This window comes from Nocardioides sp. (assembly GCF_029937575.1).
Taxonomy (GTDB): Bacteria; Actinomycetota; Actinomycetes; order Propionibacteriales; family Nocardioidaceae; genus Nocardioides.
This window is the reverse complement of the sequence record NZ_JAPYPS010000030.1, coordinates 19,971-41,923: the sequence shown is the minus strand read 5'-3', so window position 1 is coordinate 41,923 and position 21,953 is coordinate 19,971. Positions and strand designations below refer to the sequence as shown.

Here is a 21,953-nt window from a genome sequence, read left to right as displayed (position 1 = left end):
CGTCGAACAGTCGACCGGGAGAGGCTCGCTGTCAACGGATGCCGCAGGCACCGCGAAGCGGGCGCCGCAGGCGATCCTTGACGGCGAGACCCGGTCGACTACGCGCGCGGGCGCCACACCAACCCCGAAGAGCAGGATGAGACGAGGAGCGCGGGCGCCACACCCACCCCGAAGGCGAGACCCGGTCGACTACGCGCGCCCCAGCAGCGCCGCCCGCACCAACCCCCGCACCGAGGCGCCGACGAAGTTCGTCATGCTGAAGTGGTCGTCCCACACGACGATCCGGCCTTCGCGGACCTCGAAGGTGCCGCAGACCCAGAACTCCATCCGAAAGCGTCGGTAGGTCAGGACGTCGGTGCGGTCGGTGAGCACCACCTGCCCGTCGACGGCCAGGTGGTGGAAGCGCACCTCGAAGCCGATCCCACGCCTGGCCATGTCCAGCAGAGCGCGGTGGGCTCGTCGTCCCCGAAGCGTGGGGAGGCCGGAGTTGCGCCACTCCACGTCGGGGTCGAGAAGCGCCAGCGCCGTGGCCGAGTCCCCGGCCTCCAGGGCGTCGAGGCAGGAGCGGACGACGGTCCCGGCATCAGTCATGGTCGGAGCCTACGAGGATCGAGACCGGTGTGGGAGTGGCCCGTCCGCGCAGGGTGAGCTCGCCGTCCGTGCGCCAGTGCGACGGCTCCTCGCCGAGCGCACGGTCGACGCTCGCGCGCGCCACCAGTACGCGACCGGGGACGTCCTTGGCGAGGTCGGTCAGGCGTGCGGCGGAGTTCACGGCGTCGCCGATCACGGTGTACTCGAAGCGGCTGGCGTGCCCGACGTTGCCGGCCACGACCTCCCCGGTCGAGACCCCGATGCCGGCACCCACCTCGGGCACCTCCTCGGCCAGCCGCCGTGCCATCGCCCGAGCTGCGCCGAGCGCTGCCCCGGCATGGTCGTCGTGCTCGACCGGGGCCCCGAAGACGGCCAGCACGGCGTCCCCGATGAACTTGTTCACCAGGCCTCCGTGGCGGTCCACCTCGTCCACGACCACGCCGAAGAACCGGTTGAGCACGGCGACGACTTCCTCGGCGCTGTGCTGGGCGGCGTACGTCGTGGACCCGACGAGGTCGACGAAGAGCACCGATGCCTCCCGGGTCTGACCGCCCAGCTCGACGCCGCCGCCGGGCATCTCCGCGGCAGCACGCGCGACGTCCTGGCCGACGTGCCGCCCGAACAGGTCGCGCAGGTGCTCGCGCTCGCGCAGGCCCGCGACCATCTGGTTGAAGCCGGACTGGAGCTGTCCGAGCTCGGTGCCGTCGTAGACCGGCACGGTGTGGTCGAGGTCGCCGCGCTCGACGGCCAGGAGCGCGTCACGCACCGAGACGACGGGCGCCACCACCGATCGGGCGTTGAGCACGGTGATGAAGAGCCCGAAGAGCAGCACCACGCTGCAGAGCACCAGCACGACGACCGCGAGCCGCGTCAGAGATGTCTCGTCACCGGCGAGCGCCACGATCGCGGCGATCATCAGCCCGACCAGCGGCATCGCGGTGCCGAGCCCCCAGAAGATCACCATCCGGTCGCCCACCCCGGCGCCCCGCGGGCGGCTGATCAGCGGCACCTGGGCGAGCGCACGGGCAGCGATGGGGCGCAGGGTGAACTGCGTCAGCAGGTAGGCCACCGAGCTGACCACGGCACCGGCGATCCCGACGGTCAGCGCGGTGGTCACCGCTCGGCTGGGCTGGATGGCGAGCGCGAGCACGGTGAACAGCACCACGGCGCCACCCCAGAGCAGCCCCTGCAGGGCCGTGAGGCGCTGGGGTGCGCGCAGGGTGCGAGTCCGGTCGTCGTCCGTGGGTGCTCGGTCCTCGGTGGCCCACCGCAGCGCCCGCAGCGTGGTCGCCGTACCGACCCAGGCGCCGATCACGACGGCGGCGACGACGTAGACGGGGACGGCGATGGCCAGCGAGACCACGGTGCCGCGGGTGGCTGCCGGGGCCGGCACCACGAAGCTGGAGATGACGAACACGACGACCGCGCCGATGACGTTGGTCGAGATCAGCAGCCAGGTCAGCATCAGCTGGACCCGGATCCGCAGGGCACGTGGACTCTGGTCGGCGGGGCCGAGGAGGCGCGAGCCGAACGGCGTACGGCGCCGCGAACGCTCCGCAGCGGTGCTGTCGCCGCGCCTGGTGTCCACGGCCGAAGAGTACGGCGTGCGGGCGCCGTCGGGGCGCGGCGCGGTGGCGCGAGACGTGGCTCGAGCGCTGCCCGGCGTATCAATAGACACGTTGGCTCACGCCGAACGAGGGGGACGCCGCATACTGTGGTGACGCCTCATGCGACCTGGGGCATCACCGCGTCTACACGTTGGCCGACCCGACCCCCGAGGAGGTGCACCCGTGGCGTCGTTCACCCTGCCCGCGCGCAGTGGTTCGACGACCGATGGCGCCTCCCCCCAGGGCCCTCGGTCTCCCCAGACGGCCGAGTCGACTCCGGACAAGAACGAGAAGAAGGGTCGGACCCGCTCGGAGTACCGGCCCGACATCGACGGCATCCGCGGCGCCGCCGCGATCATGGTGATGGGCTTCCACGCTCACGTGCCGGGGTTCGAGGGCGCCTACATCGGCCTCGACCTGTTCTTCGTCGTCTCCGGGTACGTCATCACCGGGCTGCTGATGCACGAGTACCAGCGCACGGGCGGCATCAAGTGGGGTGCCTTCTACGCGCGCCGCGCGCGCCGGCTGATCCCCGCCAAGGCCACCATGCTGATCGGGGTGCTGATCCTCAGCTACCTCGTCGCGACGCCGACCGGGTCGCAGCAGCAGACGGCCAAGTCCGCCGCTGCGGCCGCCGGCTTCGTGTCCAACTTCTTCTTCTGGCAGCAGGACGACATCGACTACTTCGGGCTCGAGCCCGGCACCGGTGTCCTGCTGCACACCTGGTCGCTCTCGGTCGAGGAGCAGTTCTACCTCGCTCTCCCGCTCGCGATCATCCTGGCCTTCGTGCTCGCGCGGGTGCTGCGCGTGCCCACCGTCGCGTCGCTGCTGGTGACCAGCGTCGCGCTCGCGGGGGCATCGCTGTGGCTGGCCATCACCTGGGCCAGCAGCAACCCGGACGCCGCCTACTACCTTCCGATCACCCGCGCCTTCGAGTTCCTGCTCGGCGTCGCCCTGGCGCTGATCGTGCGCAAGGTCAGACCCGCAGAGGACCTGCGAGAGGTGATGGGCCTCGCGGGCGCCGCGATCATCGCCTTCGTGCTGTGGAAGCCGATGCCGGTCGACGGCTACCCCAGCTACTGGGCGCTGCTGCCCTGCGTGGCTGCTGCCCTGCTCGTCTGGGCCGGTGTCGGCGGGCCCACGGCCGTGACCCGGCTGCTGTCGACCAAGCTCCTCGTCGGCCTCGGCCTGGTCTCCTACGGCTGGTACCTCTGGCACTGGCCGTTGCTGGTGCTCGGTGAGTCCCTCAACCTCGCGCCGCCGCCCCTGTGGGCGCGGATCGCCCTCGTCATGCTCGGGCTGCTGCTGGCCTACCTGAGCTACCGCTACATCGAGGGGCTCTTCTACAAGCGCTCCGGGGCGGTGACGAAGTCGAAGACCTGGGGCTCGCGTCGCGTGATCATCAGCGGCGTCGTGGCCATGTCGACGGTCGCCTCGCTCTCGACCGGCGCCCTGGCGCTCGCCAACGACCAGGCCACCACACCGCGGTGGGAGACCGTCGCCCAGCAGCTCAACGACGTGCCGGAGATGCCCTCGGAGTGCCTCGGCGAGAGCTCGTTCATCCCCGACAAGCCCAACCGCTGCGACCTGGTGCCCTTCGACGAGGAGCGGCCCACGGTGGTGCTGTGGGGCGACTCGCACGCCTGGATGCTGATCCCCGCGATCGAGGCGGCTGCAGCCGACAAGGACGTCAACCTGGTCGCCTTCGTGATGGGTGCCTGCCCCCCGCTCAAGGCTCCCGAGGACGTCCGGCTCGCCTGCGCGCGCAACAACGAGCTCGCGCTCAAGTTCGTCACCAAGCGCAGCGGCCGGAAGAAGCCGCCCATCCGGGTCATCACGAGCGCCAGCTGGCCGACGTACCGGCACAGCCCGGACGAGGTCGTCGAGTTCGACGAGCGGCCCGACGGTGGCAACGACGCCTACATCGAGCGCATCTCGGAGCTGTTCGAGGACGGGGCGCCGCGCCTCTTCGAGGAGCTGTCGCTGATCAACGCCGACATCGACGTGGTCGGACCGACCCCGTTCATCCCGCGCAACGCCCCGCTCTGCGAGGCACGGGCCCGGCCCTTCTCCTGCGACGTCGACCGCGACCTCGCGATCGAGGGCGAGGCCGCCACGGTGAGCTGGCTGCGCGAGCAGATGAGCGGCTTCACCGAGAACTCCCGCTTCATCGACGTCACGCCGTCGCTGTGCGACGAGGACACGTGCTACGCCGAGGCCGACGGTGTCGTGAACTTCTTCGACGACAACCACATCAGCGCCGCGCTGTCGCGCCAGCTCAAGTCGTACTTCACTCCGAGCATCCGAGGCCTGATCGACCAGTTCGAGTCGGGCGAGCAGGCCCGCCCCAAGGACTCCACCCCGGTGGCCAGCGACGTGACGCCGGCGGTCAGCGCCGCACCGTGACCGCTCGCCCCCTGCGCGCGGCCGTTGCCTTCACGGTCGCTCTCGTCGCCCTGTCCGGGCTGGCCTACCTGCTCCAGCAGACGCTCTACTCCCGCCCGGCCACGATGGACCTGACGCCGGCGGCGGCAGGGCAACCGGGGCAGCCGCCGTCGGCGGTGCCCGCGGCGCCGGCGGTGCAGTCGGAGCCCGAGGCCGCCTCCGGGGGCGATGCCGCCACCGGCGTACCGGTGATCGACGAGACGTGGCTCGAGCAGACCTCGACCGCCAGCGGGGTTCCGGTCACGGCGTTGCGCGCCTACGCCCGCGCCGAGCTGATGGCGCCACGCGGGTGCGGGCTGGGGTGGACGACGCTGGCCGGGATCGGGTGGGTCGAGTCGCAGCACGGGCTCCTGGGAGGCCGGGTCCTGCTCCTGGACGGCCGCTCGTCGGAGCCGATCCTCGGCCCGGCACTGAACGGCGTGGGCAACGTGATGGCGATCCCCGCCACGCGGGAGTCGCGTCGCTGGCACGGCGACAAGGTCTGGGACCACGCGTTCGGCCCGATGCAGTTCATCTCGTCCACGTGGGTCACCTGGCAGTCCGACGGTGACGGTGACGGCCTCTCGGATCCCAACGACCTCGACGACGCGGCGTACGCCGCCGCGCGGTACCTGTGCGCGGGCGAGCGCGACCTCACCACCCCGGCCGGCTGGACGGCCGGGATCCTGAGCTACAACAACGCGCGGAGCTATCTCGACGCCGTCCACGTCGCTGCGACGGCGTACGCCGACCGGACCCGCTGACGGCCTCGCGAGGCTCCTGAGAAGTCCAGAAGATCGCCTCCTTCGACTGCACGATCCGACGATCGGATGCGACCATGGGGCCACCATGAACCAGCGCTCCCTCCCCCCGCTCGGGTCCACCCTGCTCCCCGCCGTGGTCCTCGCCCTGCTCTCGTCGCTCCTGGTCGCCTTCTCGGTCTCCCCGGCCGACGCCGTCAAGCCGAAGAACGACCATGCCAAGATGCCGCGATCCTGTGTCGCTCGCGCGGACCTGATCCCACAGGACCCCACCGTGTGCCGGCTCACCGCCTTCAAGGAGCAGCGCCCCACGGTGCTGCTCTGGGGCGACTCCCACGCCTGGCAGATGATCCCGGGCCTGAAGCGGGCCGCCGGCAAGACGGACGTCAACCTGGTGGCCATCGTGATGGGCGGCTGCCCGCCGATGGACAACCAGCTCACGCCCGGGCAGGCCGCCCCGAAGTGCTACCAGTCGAACGATCTCGCCCTGGACTACCTCAGCGGCGTCCTCGGCGCCGAGCAGGGCCACCGGGTGCTGCTCGCGGCCAGCTGGCAGCGCTACCGCCAGGCGATCAAGGACAAGGACCAGACCTACACCGGCCAGATGGCCCGTGCCAGCCGCAAGGCCACTCCGCGCCTGATGCAGACCCTGGCCTCGATGGGCGCCGAGGTCGACGTGGTCGGCCAGGTCGCGACGGTGCCCGACAAGAGGAAGCGCTGCAGCAAGGGCAACTCGCCGTACTCCTGCAACGTGGCGCGCAAGAAGGCCCTGGCCGACTCGGTCGGGACCAAGCGCTACCTCAAGAAGACGATGGCGCCGCTCGCCTCGGACGCCCGCCTGATCAACGTGAACCCCTACTTCTGCGAGGGCAAGGTGTGCCACGGCAAGGTCGGCAAGACCCACACGTGGTGGGACGACCTGCACATCAGCGCCTCGATGTCGCGCAAGGTGCGCGGCTACCTCAAGCCGACGATCAAGGACGCCGACGCGTCGCGCCCCGGTGAGCCTGACGGCGAGCCCGGCTGCACGCTGCCGATCCCGATCCTGTGCTGATCGGCCGGGATCGGCAACGCTGACCAGACCTACACCGGTACGACGGCCTCGGAGTCACCGGACGTAGCGACGAGGTCGCGCTCGCGAGCGCGGCTGATCCGCTCCATCCGCACGGCCCAGACGATGCCCGCGATCCACAGGACGGCGAGGAGGCCGGCGATCGCGCCGACCTGGGCACCGCTCGCACCGAAGGCCTCGGCCAGGGTCTTGGAGTTGGTCACGATGATCAGTCCGCCGGCAGCCACACCGAGCACCCGGGCGGCGAGCTTCCTGACGAGCCAGGCGGCCACGGGTGCGGCGATCACGCCGCCGGCGAGCAGCGCCAGCGCGTAGCTCCACGGGATGTCCTGGCTGCTGAGCGCGAGCAGGAAGCCCAGGGACCCGCCGATCGCGACGACGAACTCCGAGGTGTCGATCGAGCCGACGACCTTGCGAGGCTCGAGCCGACCCGACGACAGCAGCGTCGTGGTGCCGACCGGTCCCCACCCGCCGCCGCCGACGGCGTCCAGGGCGCCGCCGAAGAGGCCCATCGGCGCGAGCATCCGGACCGACGGGCGGCTCTTGAAGACCGGGCGCCGCCCACCCAGCACGAGGAAGCGCCACACGACGTACACGCCGAGAGCCAGCAGGATCCCGGCCACCCACGGCTTGGCCAGGTCGCCGTCGAGGTTGGCGAGCAGGGTCGCGCCGGCGAACGCTCCGACGAAGCCGGGCAGCGCCAGGATGCTCACGGTGCGCCAGTCGACGTTGCCCAGCTTGTGGTGGGAGAACCCGGAGACCAACGACGTCCCGATCTCGGAGAAGTGGACGGCCGCCGAGGAGGCCGCCGGGGCGACGCCGGCGGCGATGAGCAGGGTCGACGACGTGACGCCGTACGCCATGCCGAGGGAGCCGTCGATGAGCTGGGCCAGGAGCCCGACGAAGCCGAGCACGAGGAGCTTGCGCATGAGGGTGGTGCCTCTCTGGGAAGTGTGTCGCTAGTAAGTAAGGCGAGACACTAATGTCTACTAACTTAAATGACAATGACCCGGACGACACGTCGGCGTGGCGACGTCGGCGCCTCCGCGCCACGGGCGCGTCGAAGCCTGGTTGGATGTCAGTCGTGACGTCCTTCACCGCCGCCGAGATCACCGAGGCGTACGCCGCGCTGCACGCCCGGGTGCAGGGCTATGTCGACACCGGAGACTGGAGCGACTTCGCGCTCAACTTCACCGAGGACGCGACGTACGTCGAGCACGCGTTCGGCACGTTCCGCGGTCGCGAGGCGATCCGTGAGTGGTCGGTGTCGACGATGACCTCGTTCCCCGGCTCGGTGATGACCGGGTTCCCGTTGGCCTGGCAGGTGGTGGACGAGGCGTCGTCGCGGCTGATCTGCGAGGTGCGCAACCTGATGCCCGATCCGGGAGACGGGTCGGCGCTCGAGCAGTCCAACATGACGATCATGACCTACGCCGGAGACGGACTCTTCTCCCGCGAGGAGGACGTCTACAACCCGATGCGCTTCATGACGATGTCGGTGCGCTGGGCGCGGGTGGCCCAGGAGCACGGGCGCCTGGACGACGAGGGCCGGGCCTACCTGGCGACGTACGGCGGCTGAACCTGCCGGTCGAGGAGCGTTCACCTCGGCGTCGCCCGGTCCGTGCAGGCTCGCGGCATGTCGGCACGGCTGCGCGGGTGGACGATCGCCACGCTCGGCTGGGTGCTGACGGCCGTGGGCATCGTGCTGTTCCCGCTGCCCGGTCCGGGACTGCTCGTGATGGTGGTCGGACTGGCCCTGCTCGCCGAGCGGTACACCTGGGCGGCTCGCTGGGTCGACCGCCTCAAGGACCGCGCTGTCGAGGGGGCCCGGCACGGCGTCTCCACCCCGTGGCGCGCGGCGTGGTCCGTCGCGGGATCGCTCGCCCTGGCCGCCTCCGGCCTGGTCTGGCTGTGGGCGCCGCCGGAGCCTGCCTGGTGGCTGCTGCCGTCCTGGACGTGGCTGCCAGGAGGGTGGTGGGCCGGCGTCAGCCAGATCCTCTCCGGCCTGGTGACCCTGGCTCTCGTCCTCGACACCTACCGCCGCGTGCGCCGCGGCCACCGGCGTCGGCTGACCGGCGTCTCCCCGGAGAAGGCCGGCGAGAAGTTGTCGGACTCTGGGATGCTCGGCCCATGAAGGTCGTGAAGAGGGTCGGGTTCGAGGTCGTCGGCTGGACGCTGCTCGTCGCGGGCATCGCGGCCCTGGCGTTGCCCGGGCCCGGGCTGCTGATGATCTTCGGCGCGCTGGCGATCCTGTCCCAGCAGTACGAGTGGGCCGAGCGTCGGCTCGACCCGATCAAGTACCGCGCCCTCAAGGGTGCCGCCGAGAGCGTCGAGACGGTGCCGCGCATCGCCATCTCCGTGACCGGCGTGCTGCTCCTCTTCGCCGCCGGTGCCCTGTGGATCGCCTCGCCCGCCGAGCCCGACTGGTGGCCGTTGGGCGGGACGCTCTGGCTGCCGGGTGGGACTGCGACAGCGGTCACCCAGATCGCCTCCGGCCTCATCGCTGCCGCCCTCATCGTCTACTCCTACCGCCGCTTCCACGGCAAGCCCGACGCGGTGGCGGCCCTGGAGGGTCAGATCGAGGACGCGGACCGGGAGTTCGACGAGCTCTGAGGGGGGCCCGGGTCAGGCGATCGCACGCACGACGGCGACGACCGCAGCGACGACCGCGAGCCCCGCGGGCACGGCCGCTCCCGCTGTGTCGTCGGCACGCACGTGATAGAGGCAGGCGCCCACGAAGTAGAGGACGAAGCCGATGGCGGCGGCCACGCCGATCGCGGGCACCCAGATGCCGACGACCAGACCGACGGCCCCCACGACCTGGATCGATGCCAGGACCGGGAACATGCCGGAGGTCACGCCCACCTTGGAGAGGTTGGCCACGACCGGCTCCATCTTGGTGACCTTGCCGGAGGCCGAGATCAGCATGACCGCGGCGAAGGCCGCGCTGAGGATGATGGCGAGGGTCTCCATGCCTCGATCATCGCACCCCCTCGACCCCGTGCGGGCACGAGGACCCGGCGAGGACGGGGTAGGGGTCGTCGGGTCGCGGCGACCGTCGGCGGCTCCGTCTAGGGTCGTCGCGATGACCCTCCACCTCCATCGTGCGCCGCGCACGGACCTGTTGGCCGACGCGCTCGGCGAGCTGTTGGCGCGCCCGCTGGAGGATCCGTTCGCCGAAGAGGTCGTGGTGGTCCCGGCGAAGGGCATCGAGCGGTGGCTCACCCAGCGGCTCTCCCACCGCCTGGGCGTCGGGCCGGGTCGGGCCGACGGGGTCTGCGCCGGGGTCCGCTTCCTCAACCCGCACTCCCTCGTCTCGTTGCTGCTCGGCCGTGAGCGCGACGACGTGTGGGATCCCGATCGTCTCGTCTGGCCGCTGCTCGCCACGATCGACGACTCCCTCGACGAGCCCTGGTGCGCCGACCTGGCGCGCCACCTCGGTCACGGACTCGACGGGGAGCACCGGGCGATGCGCCGCGACCGGCGCTACTCGGTGGCGCGTCGGCTGGCCGGCCTCTTCGCGTCGTACGCCGTCCAGCGGCCCCAGCTGGTCACCGACTGGCGCGAGGGGCGCCCGAGCGACGGTGCGGGGGGCGAGCTGGCCGACGACCTCAGGTGGCAGCCCGAGCTGTGGCGCCGCCTGCTCGAGCGGGTCGACGTCGAGGCGCCTGACGAGCGTTGGCAGCGGACGCTGTCGCTCCTGGAGTCGGGCGGCGACGGGCTCGACCTTCCTGACCGGCTGTCGCTGTTCGGCCACACCCGGCTCCCCGCGACCGAGGTGGCGTTGCTCCAGGCGTTGGCGACGACCCGCGACGTGCACCTGTGGCTGCCGCAGCCATCACCGCAGCTGTGGGACGACCTGGCCGATGCCGGCGGCGTGGTGGCGCGCGACGTCGACGACTCCGCAGGCAGGGTGGGCCATCCGCTCCTGGCCTCCCTCGGGCGTGACACCCGGGAGCTGCGCCGCACCCTGACGGTCCCGGCACAGGACGAGGCGCTCCCCAGCCACGATGCCGCTTCGCGCACGCTGCTCGGCCATCTCCAGCACGACCTCCGCGGCAATCACGCGCCCTCGGCCGAGGAGCGGGCCGCCCGGGCCCACGACCCGGCCGATCGCAGCCTCCAGGTCCACGCCTGCCACGGACCGGCTCGGCAGGTCGACGTGCTGCGCGAGGTGCTGGTCGGTCTGCTCGCCGACGACCCGACCCTGCAGCCGCGGGACATCCTGGTGATGTGTCCCGACATCGAGACCTTCGCCCCGCTCATCTCGGCCGGCTTCGGCCTCGCCGACGTCGTGGAGGACGCCGACGGCGGAGGCCATCCGGCGCACCGGTTGCGGGTCCGTCTCGCTGACCGCGCCCTGACCAGCACCAACCCGCTCCTGGCCGTCGCCGCGTCGCTGGTCGAGCTGGCGGGTGGCCGGGTCACCGCCTCCGACGTCCTCGACCTGGCGGCCCACTCGGCGGTGCGGCTGAGGTTCGGCTTCAGTGACGACGACCTCGACCGGATCGCCACCTGGGTCGGGCAGGCCGGCATCCGGTGGGGCCTGGACGCCGCGCAGCGAGCGCGCTACGAGATGAGCGGTTTCGAGCACAACACCTGGCGGGCCGGGCTCGACCGGATCCTGCTCGGGGTCGCGATGAGCGCGGACGACCACCGCCACCTCGGACGCGGCCTGCCCGTCGACGACGTCGGCAGCAACGACATCGACCTCGCCGGTCGACTGGCCGAGCTGCTCGACCGCCTGGGCCGGTGCCTGGACGACCTCACGGCTGCGGCGGACGTCGCCGCGTGGATGCAGGCCCTGAGCCTCGGCACCCGCAGCCTGACCGACGTGGACGACGAGTCCGCCTGGCAGGTGCCGCAGCTCGAGCGAGAGCTCTCCCGCGCCGCCGACTCCTCCTCCGGCTCGGCCGGCGTGCCGCTACGCCTCGCCGACGTCCGCGCCCTGCTCGCCTCCCGGCTCGGCGGCCGTCCGACCCGGGCCAACTTCCGCACCGGCACCCTCACGGTCTGCACGATGGTGCCGATGCGCTCGGTGCCGCACCGCGTGGTCTGCCTGGTCGGACTCGACGACGGCGTCTTCCCGCGCACCACCGTCGTGGACGGCGACGACGTCCTGGCGCGCCGCCCCTTCACCGGCGAGCGCGACGCACGCAGCGAGGACCGTCAGCTCCTGCTCGACGCGCTGCTGGCCGCCGGCGAGACGGTCGTGATCACCTACACCGGCGCCAACGAGCACTCCGGGGCGCCGCGGCCCCCCGCCGTACCGCTGGGGGAGATCCTCGACGCCGCCGACCGCACCATGGCGGACCCGGTTCGCGACACCATCCTGGTCCATCACCCCCTGCAGCCCCACGACCCGAAGAACCTCACCCCGGGCGGCCTGCTGGCCGGGGGTGAGGCCCGTCCGTTCAGCTTCGACGTGGACGCCCTCGCCGGTGCCCGCGCCGCGGTGGCCGAGCGGGTCACCCCACCGCGCCTGCTGGACGAGCCACTGGCCGAGGCGCCGCGCGGTGACGTCAACCTCGCTGACCTGACGGCGTTCTTCAGCCACCCGGCCCGGTCGTTCCTGCGGCAACGGCTCGACGTGTCCACGCCACTCGCGCCCGACGCGCTCAGCGACGCGATCCCCGTCGAGCTGGACAGCCTCGAGGTGTGGGGTGTCGGCGACCGGCTCCTGCGCGAGCTGCTCGCGGGCCAGGACGCGACCGCGGTGATGCTGGCCGAGCAGCTCCGCGGCACGCTGCCGCCGGGCCAGCTGGCCGGGCTCGCCCTGCGCAACGTGGCCGACGAGGCGCAGAAGCTGATCAACCGCACGGCCGAGCTGCGGGCCGGATCCTCGCGCAGCGTCGACGTGGACGTCGACCTGGGCGGCGGCCGACGCCTCTCCGGCACCGTCAGCGGCATCTTCGGACCCAAGCTCGTCGACGTCAGCTACTCCCGACTCAAGCCCCGCCAGCGACTGACCTCGTGGATCAACCTGCTCGCGCTGAGCGCGGCGCGTCCCGACGAGAGCTACACCGCCCACGCCGTCGGCAAGGACCGGGCCGGACCCAAGCGAGCCCTGGCCGGCCCACTCGACCACCGTGCGGTCGACTGGTTGCGCGAGCTCGTCGAGCTGCGCGACCTCGGTCTGCGCGCTCCGCTCCCGATCCCCATCGCCACCGCGGCAGCCTGGGCCGAGGGCCACGTCCGTGAGCTGATGGGCGACGACGTCTCGCCCGAGCACCTCGCCCGTCGGGCGTGGGTGACCGACCCCCACAACCAGTTCGGCATCGAGGGCGAGGACGCCGACGCCTACCACCGCAGGGCGTACGGCGACGACGCGCCGCTCGAGGTGCTGCTCGACGCCGGGCTCGCGTCGTACGCATGGCGGGTCTGGGAGCCGATCCTCACCATCGCGGAGAAGGTCGGGCCCCTGTGAGCGAGTCTGTGAGCCGACCCGTGAGTGGTGAGGCCGTGAACGGCACCCGCCGCACGTCGGCCGACGCCTTCGACATCCGTGACGCCCTGCCGGCGCCCGGCAGCACGACGCTGCTCGAGGCCAGCGCCGGCACCGGCAAGACCTGGACGATCGGAGCTCTGGTGACCCGCTACGTCGCCGAGGGGCTCGCGGAGCTCGACCAGATGCTCGTGGTGACCTTCGGTCGGGCCGCCAGCCAGGAGCTGCGCGAGCGGGTGCGCGCCCAGCTGGTCGAGGCCGAGTGCGTGCTGGGCGGCGACCCGACGGTCAGCGCGGACGGCTCCGATCTGCTGAGCCTGCTGCTCGACTGCGACGAAGCCGAGCGTGGACGCCGCCACGCCCGGGTGAGCGCCGCGCTGGCCGGCTTCGATGCCGCGACCATCGCCACGACGCACCAGTTCTGCTCGATGGTGCTCGGCTCTCTCGGTGTGGCCGGCGACACCGATGCGCGGGCCCGGCTCGTGGAGAACCTCGACGACCTGGTGCGCGAGGTCGTCGACGACCTCTACCTGCGCGCCTTCGCCTACGCCCCCGACCCGCCGCTCTTCGACCACGCCGAGGCGTTGGCGATCGCCCGGGCAGTCGTCAACGATCCCCAGGCCCGCCTGAAGCCGGCCGACGACGACCGGGGCAGCACCGCCGGCCGCCGGGTCGGCTTCGCAGCCCAGGTCCGCCGCGAGCTCGAGGTCCGCAAGCGACGCCTGGGGATCCTGTCCTACGACGACCTGCTCCAGCAGCTCGCCGACGCGCTGGCCCCGGACGACTCCCCGGCCCGCAGCCGGATGCGGCAGCGCTGGAGCATCGTCCTGGTCGACGAGTTCCAGGACACCGACCCGGTGCAGTGGCAGGTCCTCGACCGGGCCTTCAGCGGGGCCGCCACCATGGTGCTGATCGGCGATCCCAAGCAGGCCATCTACGCCTTCCGCGGTGGTGACGTGACGACCTACCTGGAGGCGGCGGCCACCGCCGGCACCCACCAGACGCTGGCGGTCAACTGGCGCAGCGACCAGGGTCTGCTCGACGCCTTCCAGGAGCTGTTGGTCGGGGCTGAGCTGGGGGACGACCGGATCGTCGTGCACGAGGTCAGTGCCCACCACGACGCGTCCCGGCTGGTCGGGGCGCCGGCGGCAGCGCCGCTGCGCCTGCGCGCCGTACGACGCGACTCCTTCGGCAAGAGACCGGGCACGTCGCTGACGGTCGGGCAGGTGCGACCCCACGTCGCGCGCGACCTGGCGCTCGACGTACGACGACTGCTGGCCTCGGGCGCGACCTTCGACGGGGAGCCGCTGGAGCCCCGCGACGTCGCGGTGATCTGCTACCGGCACGCGGATCTGCAGGCCTCGCAGGAGGCGCTCCTCGAGGTCGGGGTCCCGGCGGTGATCGCCGGCGGTGGCAGCGTCTTCGCCACGGCGGGCGCCGTCGAGTGGCTCACCCTGCTCGAGGGCCTCGAGCAGCCCCACCGCAGCGCTCGAGTGCGGGCGGCTGCGCTGACCTGCTTCCTGGGCCACACGGCGAGGGAGATCGACGAGCGGGGCGACGCGCTGACCGACGAGGTCGCCGAGACCCTGCGGCACTGGGCCGAGCTGGTCTCCCGTCGCGGGGTCGCGGCCGTCCTGGAGGCAGCTTCGGCCGGTGGTCTGCCCGCACGCGTGCTGCGCGAGGTCGGCGGTGAGCGGCGGCTGACGGACCTGCGCCACATCGGAGAGGCCCTGCACGAGGTGACCCAGACCGAGCACCTCGGGCTGGTGGCGCTGCTGGCCTGGCTGCGCGACCAGGTGCGCGAGGGTCGCGACGGGCGCGGCACCGAGCGCACCCGTCGCCTCGACTCCGACGCCGCGGCCGTGCAGCTCGTGACGATCCACGCCAGCAAGGGCCTGGAGTACCCGGTCGTCTACCTGCCCTCCCTCAGCGACCGGTTCGTGCCCAAGCCGACGCGCCCGCTCTTCCACGACGCCGAGGGGGTGCGGTGCCTCGACGTCGGAGGGTCGGACGGATCGGGCTGGGGCGAGAGCGTCCGTCGCTGGGCCGAGGAGGAGGCCGGCGAGTGGCTGCGACTGCTCTACGTGGCGATCACCCGCGCCCAGTCCCAGGTCGTGTGCTGGTGGGCACCGACGAAGAACGCCGTGGCTTCGCCACTCCATCGTCTGCTCCTGCGCGAGCAGGGGTCGGCGGTCGTGCCGTCGGGACCGGCGGTGCCCTCCGACGACGAGGTCGTGCCGCTCTTCTCGTCCTGGGCGGCACGCGGCGGTCCCTCACCCGAGGCCGCACTGCACGCGCCGCTGGGTCCTGACCCGGACCTGCCGGTGGTGGGTCCGCTCGACGTACGACGTTTCTCGCGCTCGGTCGACACGACGTGGCGGCGCACGTCGTACTCCGCCCTCACGCATGTCGAGGTCGCTCCCGGGGCAGGCCCCGGCGGCCTCGTGGCGACGAGCGAGCCGGAGATGAGCGCCAAGGAGGACGAGCCCGACTCCGACGTGCCGGTGGCGGCGCCCGAGGACGAGCCAGCCGGGGGCTCCGCGCTCGCGATGCCCTCGCCGATGGCGGGTCTGCCCGTGGGCGCGACCTTCGGCTCGCTGGTGCACGCCGTCCTCGAGCACGCCGACCCCGAGGCGTCCGACTTCCGCGGCGAGCTGCTCGACCACATCGACGAGCAGCTGGTCTGGTGGCCGGTGGACGTCGACCGCGACGTGCTGGCCGACGCGTTGGTCGCCGTCTGCGACTCGCCGCTCGGTCCCGCCACAGCGACTGCCGACGGGGCTGCGGACGGGCAGGCAGCGAACGGGCAGGCAGCCGACGGGGAGGCGACGCTGCGGACCGTCCCCTTGCGCGACCGGCTGCGCGAGCTCGACTTCGAGCTGCCCCTCTCCGGCGGTGACCTCGCCGCCGACGGTGCCGGAGTGCTCCTCGGCGACCTCGCCCCCCTGCTGCGCCGCCATCTCGACGAGGGTGACCCGGTGCGCGGCTACGCGGAGGCTCTCGAGGTGCCGGCCCTGGGCGGTCAGCCGCTGCGGGGCTACCTCACGGGCTCGGTCGACGTGGTGCTGCGCCTCGGCGACCGCGCCGCACCGCGCTACGTGATCGTCGACTACAAGACCAACTGGCTGGGCCCGCGCGACGAACCGCTCACCGCCCACGCCTACCGGCCCGCAGCCCTCGACGCGGCCATGGAGCACAGCGACTACCCGCTCCAGGCCCTGCTCTACGCGGCGGTGCTGCACCGGTTCCTGCGCTGGCGCCAGCCCGGCTACGACCCCGAGCGCCACCTGGGGGGCGTCGTCTACCTCTACCTGCGCGGGATGTGCGGTCCGTCCACGCCACGGGTCGACGGCGAGCCGTGCGGGGTCTTCACCTGGCGCCCGCCGGTGGCCCTGCTCGACGACCTCTCCGACCTCCTCGACGGGAGGCTCCCGGCATGACCGAGATCTTCGAGCCGGTCGGCGACTTCGACCGACGCCTGGCGCTGGGCGCGGCCGGAGCCGCGGGCGCCGGCCTCGTGCACGACTTCAACCTGGCCGGGGTCCTCGAGGCCTCCGACGTGCACGTCGCCTCGCGGCTGGGTGACCTGGGAGGTCTCGACGCCGCACGGGACGCCTCGGTGGTGCTTGCGGTCGCCCTGGCGGTCCGGGCCGTGCGCGCCGGCTCGGTCTGCGTCGACCTGACGACGGTCGCGGCGCTGGCCCCCGGCCCGGCCTGGCCGGAGCCCGAGGTCTGGGCGCGCGAGATCGCCGGCTCGGCCCTGGTGGAGGCAGGGGTGCTGCGTCTCGAGGGCGACCTGGTCTACCTCGACCGCTACCACCGCCTCGAGACCCAGGTCTGCGCCGACCTGCTCGCCCGGGTCCGCGCCGAGGCTCCTGTCGTGGACGAGGCGGCGCTCGCCGCCGCGCTGCCGCGGATCAGCGACGCCCACCTCAGCGACGAGCAGCGCGACGCCGTGGTCCAGACGGTGCGTCAGTCCACGACCGTGCTCACCGGCGGGCCCGGCACCGGCAAGACCACGACGGTCGCCCGGATGCTGGTGCTCCTGGCCGACCAGGCCCACGCGCGAGGGGAGCGGCTCTCCGTCGCCCTCGCGGCCCCCACCGGCAAGGCGGCGACCCGGCTCCAGGAGGCCGTCATCGGCGAGCTGGCGGGGCTCGACCCGGCCGACCGCGATCGTGTCGGGAAGCCCGAGGCGATGACGCTGCACCGCCTGCTCGGTTGGCGCTTCGACAACCAGACCCGCTTCCGGCACGACCGGTCCAACCGGATGAAGTACGACGTGGTCGTGGTCGACGAGACCTCGATGGTCGAGCTGACGATGATGGGCCGGCTTCTCGAGGCGGTCCGGCCGACCTCCCGGCTGGTGCTCGTGGGTGACCCGCGCCAGCTCACGTCGGTCGGTGCGGGCGCAGTCCTGTCCGACATCGTGGCGGGCTTCGAGGGCTTCGAGGGCTTTGCCGGTGCGTCGGGACAGGGCAGTCCCGTCGTCTCTCTCACCACCAACTTCCGCTCCACCCGCGACATCCTCGAGCTGTCCGAGGCGCTGCGCATCGGGGACGCCGACGCGGTGCTGGAGCGGCTGCGGGCGCCCAGCGACGAGGTCGACTTCGTCGAGACGACCGACCCCGGCCCCGCTCTGCGCTCCGAGGCGGTGGCCTCGGCCCTGGCGGTGCGTACCGCCGCGGAGGCGGGAGATCCGGCGGCCGCCGTGGCCGCGCTGGACCGGCACCGCCTGCTCTGTGCCCACCGGGAGGGGCCCCACGGCGTACGACACTGGAACCGGCAGGTCGAGCGCTGGGTCACGGAGGAGACCGGTCAGCCCGTCTACGGCGAGTGGTACGTCGGTCGCCCGCTGCTGGTGACCTCCAACGACCACACCCTGGAGATCTACAACGGCGAGACCGGTGCGGCCGTCCGGCTGCCCGACGGCCGGCTCCGCGCCTGGATCTCCGGCTCCGAGCGGCTGCGCGACTTCGCTCCGGGTCGTCTCGACGCGGTCGAGACCATGCACGCGATGACGATCCACAAGAGCCAGGGCAGCCAGGCCGAGCGGATCACCGTGCTGCTGCCCGAGGCCGACTCGCGCCTGCTCACGCGGGAGCTCTTCTACACCGCCGTCACCCGGGCCCAGCGGCACGTGACCGTGGTGGGCTCGGAGGCCGCCGTACGCTCCGCCGTGACCACGCCGGCCCAGCGGGCGACGGGGCTCGTGGAGCGTCTCCGAGGTGCTCGGAGCGTGGCAGATCCGCCTTGAGAGACGTGAAACCAGGCGGCAATCAAGAAGCGATAGCCTCGGCGGGTGCCTTTCCTGCTGCGCGTCGAGCTGCCCGACGTCCCCGGTTCGCTGGGACGCCTGGCGTCGGCGATCGGTGAGGCCGGCGGGGACATCGAGGCGATCGAGATCGTCGAGAAGCGTCTCGACGGCACCGCGCTCGACGACGTCATGCTGGACACGGTGCCCGGGATCATGCCCGACACCATCGTGTCGGCCTGCAACGCGCTGGACGGCGTACGCGTCGTGTGGATCAGCCGCTACGCCTCCGGTGGTCTGGTCCTCGACCTCGAGGCCGTCGAGGAGCTCACCTCCGCGCCCGCCCAGGCGCTCGACCGGTTGATCGACCTGCTGCCCGCGACCTTCCGCGTCGACTGGGCGGCCCGGATCCACCGCTCCAACGGCGTGCTCGTAGCGACCGGCGCGGCCCCCGCCGACCTGGAGTTCGTGGAGATCGAGCGCCCCTGCCGCCTGGATGCCCCCGAGGGCTCCGACGACACCGACACCCTCTTCGCCGGCGCCCAGATCGACGGCAACGAGATCGTCATCGTGGCCCGCCGCGGCGGCCCGGACTTCCTCGACTCCGAGATCGCCCGCCTCGGCCACCTCGCCGGCCTGGCGGCGTCCATCAGCCGCCAGTAGGCCCGGCGGGTGATGTTACTGACCGCTGTGACTACTGCCCAGCGGTTGTAAGGGTCAGGTAGTAGTCACAGCGGTCAGTAACATGCCCGGGATCCCCGCGCCTCAGCACCCGACGCCGGTGATGTCCAGGTCGCTCCGCTTCCCCAGCGAGTACGCCGAGCAGTAGTAGAAGCTCAGCAACGGATCACGCTGGAGGCGTACGGGCGACCACTCACCGCCGCCGGTGGGCTCGAGGTAGCGGAACCGCTTTGCCAGCAACCGCTTCGAGCTCCCGCGGTGCTTGAGGTACCGGTCCAGCCAGCGCTGCACGTAGACGCTGGTCATGCCCTGGCCGTAGCGGCTGGCCGGCAGCACCAGCGGGATGTCGGTGTACTCCAGGTGGGTGGAGGCGCGAGGTACGACGAGCAGCGAGTCGACGCCCGCCGCGCGCCACGACTCGAAGCCGCTCGCCCGCTCACGCATCGGGTCCGGCCCGTCGGGGGAGGGCTCGGGCACCAGCGACGAGCCGCCGCTGAGGAACCACGGGCTGACCGTGAAGCCGTACTCCGACTGCACGGCGAGTGCGGGCACGACCGGCTTGTTGCCGGTGCCCTCGATCGGCCCGGTCGAGGCAGCACCGGCCAGCTTGTCCAGCGCGACGACGGCGGCGACGCGCTTGTCGGTGCCCTGCACCTTCGAGACCGCAGCGGCGCCCAGCGAGTGCCCGATGATCGCGATCCGCTTGGTGCGGCCAGGCGTCGCCGTACGGCGGTCGCGGGAGCGGTCGAAGAGCTTCCAGTACGGGTTGAAGGCATCGGACTGACCCGTCTCGACGCCCCGGTGGCGCCGCTTCGGGGTGGAGGTGAAGAAGCCCAGCGCGTCCTCGGTGCCGACGACGAAGTTGCCCAGCTGCTGCGACGGGACCCCGGGGCAGCCGAGCATCTCGTCGGCGTTCGGCTCCGCGAAGGGGTTGCAGAAGGGCAGCGCGTTGACCGGACCCTCGTGCGGCAGCGTCTCGCTGGTGCCCTGTCCCTGCACGTCGTACGTCAGCACGACGTACCCGCGCTCGGCGAGGTCCTGGGCGAGCCACTCGTACATGCCCTCGGAACCCTGGATCGAGCCCTCGGTGAGCACGACGCCGGGGTACGGGCCGCGCAGTCGCTTGCCGGTGTAGGGATCCTTGGCGCCCCTCAGCGGCGCGTAGACGTGACCGCGCAGCAGGGCGCCGTACCTGTTGGTGAAGGCGACCGGGCGCATCCGCCCCCGCGTGCCCTTCCAGTCGGCGCGCAGCGGGTTGCCGACGTTCCAGCCGGGGAAGAGCTGCCCGGCGGTCAGGGCCAGGCGCGTCGGACTGGCGACCTGGGTCAGCAGCTGCGCCAGGCTCGTCGCCGGGACCTCGGTCGACAGGGCGGTGAGGTACGCCGGGTTCTGCAGCTGGCCGCCGGGTCCGGTGATCCGACCGTAGGCGTCGGCGATGTTGCGGGTGTCGCGGATCGTGTACGCCGGGTCGCTCGGCGTGGGCCCCTCAGCCGAGGCGGGAGCGTGGGGCGCGATCAGCGCCGCCGTCAGCAGCGCGGACAGACACAGGGCGGGTCGCAGTCGCATGACCCTCCAACGACCGTCACCGGCAGAAGGTGACGGTCGTCTCACGGCTGGCTCAGGTGAGGGGCTCGAGGACGAAGACCGGGATCTGCCGGTCGGTCTTGGCCTGGTAGTCGTCGTAGTCGGGCCACACGGCGGTGGCGCGGGCCCACCAGTCGGAGCGCTCCTGACCGGTGACCTCGCGGGCGACGTACTCGCCCGGCTCGGGCCCGTCCTGGACGTCGACCCGGGGGTCGGTCACGAAGTTGTGGTACCACGACGGGTGCTCCGGGGCGCCGCCCTGCGAGGCGACCGCGGCGTAGACGCCGTCGTGCTCGACGCGCATCAGGGGCGTCTTGCGGAGCTTGCCGGACTTGGCGCCACGGGAGGTGAACACGACGATCGGCACGTCGCGCATGGTGTTGCCCTCCGCGCCGCCGGTGCGCTCGTAGAGCGCGACCTGGTCGCGGACCCATTCGCTGGGGCTGGGCTCGTACTCGCCTTCAAGTGTCATGCCGAGCCCAACGCCCGGGTGGTGCCGGAGATTCCGCCGGGCCGGCGGCCAGTAGCCTCAGCGACCATGAGTGCTATCGAGGGCGTTTCCGAGACATTCGACGTTGCCGCCTGGGACGTCGTGCCCGGGTTCGAGGACCTCACCGACCTCACCTACCACCGCGCGAGGGAGCACGGGACGGTCCGGATCGCCTTCGACCGGCCCGACGTGCTCAACGCGTTCCGCCCGCACACCGTCGACGAGCTGCTGCGCACCCTCGAGCACGCCCGCGTCTCCGCCGACGTCGGCTGCGTGATCCTCACCGGCAACGGGCCCAGTGCCAAGAACGGCAAGTGGGCGTTCTGCACGGGGGGCGACCAGCGGATCCGCGGACGCGCCGGCTACCAGTACGAGACCGCCGGGCACGACGACGCCGGGGCGCCCCCGAACCCCATCGACGCGGCCAAGCTGGGGCGGCTGCACATCCTCGAGTGCCAGCGGCTGATCCGCTTCATGCCGAAGATCGTGATCTGCGTGGTGCCCGGCTGGACCGCCGGTGGCGGCCACAGCCTCCACGTCGTGTGCGACCTGACCCTGGCCAGCACCGAGGAGGCGCGCTTCAAGCAGACCGACGCCGACGTCGGCTCCTTCGACGGCGGCTTCGGCTCGGCGTACCTCGCCCGTCAGGTCGGCCAGAAGTTCGCCCGCGAGATCTTCTTCCTCGGCGACGAGTACTCCGCCGACGACGGCGTCCGGATGGGCACCGTCAACCGCTCGGTCGCCCACGCCGAGCTCGAGGCGACCGCCCTCGACTGGGGACGCAAGATCAACGGCAAGTCGCCCACCGCACAGCGGATGCTGAAGTACTCGTTCAACGCCATCGACGACGGCCTCGTCGGCCAGCAGATCTTCGCCGGCGAGACGACCCGCCTGGCCTACATGACCGACGAGGCGGCCGAGGGGCGCGACCAGTTCCTCGAGAAGCGGGAGCCGGACTGGTCTCCGTTCCCCTGGTACTACTGAGTTGGGCGGTTTGCGCAGTTCAGAGGCCTGTTGGTGGTTGAAGTGTGGCAGAGATGTGGC

The 21,953-nt window shown here is 72.1% G+C and carries 17 protein-coding genes; 11 read left to right on the top strand and 6 right to left on the bottom strand.

What is annotated here, in order from left to right; genetic code table 11:
* Positions 1 to 189 precede the first annotated feature (189 nt).
* Complete coding sequence (locus Q1K33_RS11945) at positions 190 to 591, bottom strand: limonene-1,2-epoxide hydrolase family protein (protein WP_300404195.1); 402 nt, start codon at positions 589 to 591, stop codon at positions 190 to 192.
* A complete protein-coding gene (locus Q1K33_RS11940) occupies positions 584 to 2,179 on the bottom strand; it encodes an adenylate/guanylate cyclase domain-containing protein (protein WP_300404193.1) in 1,596 nt (531 codons plus the stop codon). Before Q1K33_RS11940 ends, Q1K33_RS11945 begins: the two co-directional genes overlap by 8 nt.
* A gap of 202 nt (positions 2,180 to 2,381) precedes the next feature.
* On the opposite strand from Q1K33_RS11940, the gene Q1K33_RS11935 reads away from it, so the two are divergent.
* The 3 genes from Q1K33_RS11935 to Q1K33_RS11925 all read left to right on the top strand — a co-directional run bounded on the left by Q1K33_RS11935 (position 2,382) and on the right by Q1K33_RS11925 (position 6,437).
* The gene (locus tag Q1K33_RS11935) at positions 2,382 to 4,604 is read left to right on the top strand and encodes an acyltransferase family protein (protein ID WP_300404191.1); all 2,223 of its coding nucleotides are present in this window, start codon (positions 2,382 to 2,384) and stop codon (positions 4,602 to 4,604) included.
* Entirely contained in the window at positions 4,601 to 5,386 is a 786-nt protein-coding gene (locus tag Q1K33_RS11930) for a lytic murein transglycosylase (protein WP_300404189.1), read from the top strand. The genes Q1K33_RS11935 and Q1K33_RS11930 overlap by 4 nt, the downstream gene beginning before the upstream one ends.
* A gap of 85 nt (positions 5,387 to 5,471) precedes the next feature.
* Complete coding sequence (locus tag Q1K33_RS11925) at positions 5,472 to 6,437, top strand: SGNH hydrolase domain-containing protein (protein ID WP_300404187.1); 966 nt, start codon at positions 5,472 to 5,474, stop codon at positions 6,435 to 6,437.
* A 29-nt stretch (positions 6,438 to 6,466) separates the two neighbouring features.
* Here the strand turns inward: Q1K33_RS11925 and Q1K33_RS11920 are convergent, their stop codons facing one another.
* A complete protein-coding gene (locus Q1K33_RS11920) occupies positions 6,467 to 7,384 on the bottom strand; it encodes a sulfite exporter TauE/SafE family protein (RefSeq protein WP_300404185.1) in 918 nt (305 codons plus the stop codon).
* Positions 7,385 to 7,539: 155 nt separating this feature from the next.
* On the opposite strand from Q1K33_RS11920, the gene Q1K33_RS11915 reads away from it, so the two are divergent.
* Genes Q1K33_RS11915 through Q1K33_RS11905 form a run of 3 tightly spaced genes read left to right on the top strand, consistent with a single transcriptional unit; the run spans position 7,540 to position 9,068 of the window.
* On the top strand, positions 7,540 to 8,034 hold the full coding sequence (locus tag Q1K33_RS11915) for a nuclear transport factor 2 family protein (RefSeq protein ID WP_300404183.1): 495 nt from the start codon (positions 7,540 to 7,542) through the stop codon (positions 8,032 to 8,034).
* Positions 8,035 to 8,091: 57 nt separating this feature from the next.
* On the top strand, positions 8,092 to 8,589 hold the full coding sequence (locus Q1K33_RS11910; RefSeq protein WP_300404181.1) for a PGPGW domain-containing protein: 498 nt from the start codon (positions 8,092 to 8,094) through the stop codon (positions 8,587 to 8,589).
* Positions 8,586 to 9,068 carry a PGPGW domain-containing protein gene (locus tag Q1K33_RS11905; protein ID WP_300404179.1) on the top strand — a complete coding sequence of 161 codons (483 nt, stop codon included), beginning with the start codon at positions 8,586 to 8,588 and terminating at the stop codon, positions 9,066 to 9,068. The genes Q1K33_RS11910 and Q1K33_RS11905 overlap by 4 nt, the downstream gene beginning before the upstream one ends.
* A 12-nt stretch (positions 9,069 to 9,080) precedes the next feature.
* Here Q1K33_RS11905 and Q1K33_RS11900 read toward each other — a convergent pair whose 3' ends face one another.
* On the bottom strand, positions 9,081 to 9,428 hold the full coding sequence (locus tag Q1K33_RS11900; protein WP_300404177.1) for a DoxX family protein: 348 nt from the start codon (positions 9,426 to 9,428) through the stop codon (positions 9,081 to 9,083).
* A 112-nt stretch (positions 9,429 to 9,540) separates the two neighbouring features.
* Between Q1K33_RS11900 and recC the strand changes: the two genes are divergently transcribed.
* Genes recC through Q1K33_RS11880 form a run of 4 tightly spaced genes read left to right on the top strand, consistent with a single transcriptional unit; the run spans position 9,541 to position 18,817 of the window.
* Positions 9,541 to 12,882: an exodeoxyribonuclease V subunit gamma gene (recC, locus tag Q1K33_RS11895; RefSeq protein ID WP_300404174.1), complete on the top strand. Its 3,342-nt coding sequence runs from the start codon at positions 9,541 to 9,543 to the stop codon at positions 12,880 to 12,882.
* A 35-nt stretch (positions 12,883 to 12,917) separates the two neighbouring features.
* Positions 12,918 to 16,340 carry a UvrD-helicase domain-containing protein gene (locus Q1K33_RS11890; protein ID WP_300404171.1) on the top strand — a complete coding sequence of 1,141 codons (3,423 nt, stop codon included), beginning with the start codon at positions 12,918 to 12,920 and terminating at the stop codon, positions 16,338 to 16,340.
* Complete coding sequence (gene recD / locus Q1K33_RS11885; RefSeq protein ID WP_300404169.1) at positions 16,337 to 18,157, top strand: exodeoxyribonuclease V subunit alpha; 1,821 nt, start codon at positions 16,337 to 16,339, stop codon at positions 18,155 to 18,157. Before Q1K33_RS11890 ends, recD begins: the two co-directional genes overlap by 4 nt.
* Before the next feature lie 45 nt (positions 18,158 to 18,202).
* A complete protein-coding gene (locus tag Q1K33_RS11880; protein WP_300404167.1) occupies positions 18,203 to 18,817 on the top strand; it encodes an ACT domain-containing protein in 615 nt (204 codons plus the stop codon).
* A gap of 102 nt (positions 18,818 to 18,919) precedes the next feature.
* Here Q1K33_RS11880 and Q1K33_RS11875 read toward each other — a convergent pair whose 3' ends face one another.
* Positions 18,920 to 20,401 carry an alpha/beta hydrolase gene (locus Q1K33_RS11875; protein ID WP_300404164.1) on the bottom strand — a complete coding sequence of 494 codons (1,482 nt, stop codon included), beginning with the start codon at positions 20,399 to 20,401 and terminating at the stop codon, positions 18,920 to 18,922.
* 52 nt (positions 20,402 to 20,453) lie between these two features.
* Entirely contained in the window at positions 20,454 to 20,891 is a 438-nt protein-coding gene (locus Q1K33_RS11870) for a nitroreductase family deazaflavin-dependent oxidoreductase (RefSeq protein WP_300404162.1), read from the bottom strand.
* A 66-nt stretch (positions 20,892 to 20,957) separates the two neighbouring features.
* Here Q1K33_RS11870 and Q1K33_RS11865 point away from each other — a divergent pair, with 66 nt between their 5' ends.
* Entirely contained in the window at positions 20,958 to 21,893 is a 936-nt protein-coding gene (locus tag Q1K33_RS11865) for a 1,4-dihydroxy-2-naphthoyl-CoA synthase (RefSeq protein ID WP_300404160.1), read from the top strand.
* Positions 21,894 to 21,953 lie beyond the last annotated feature (60 nt).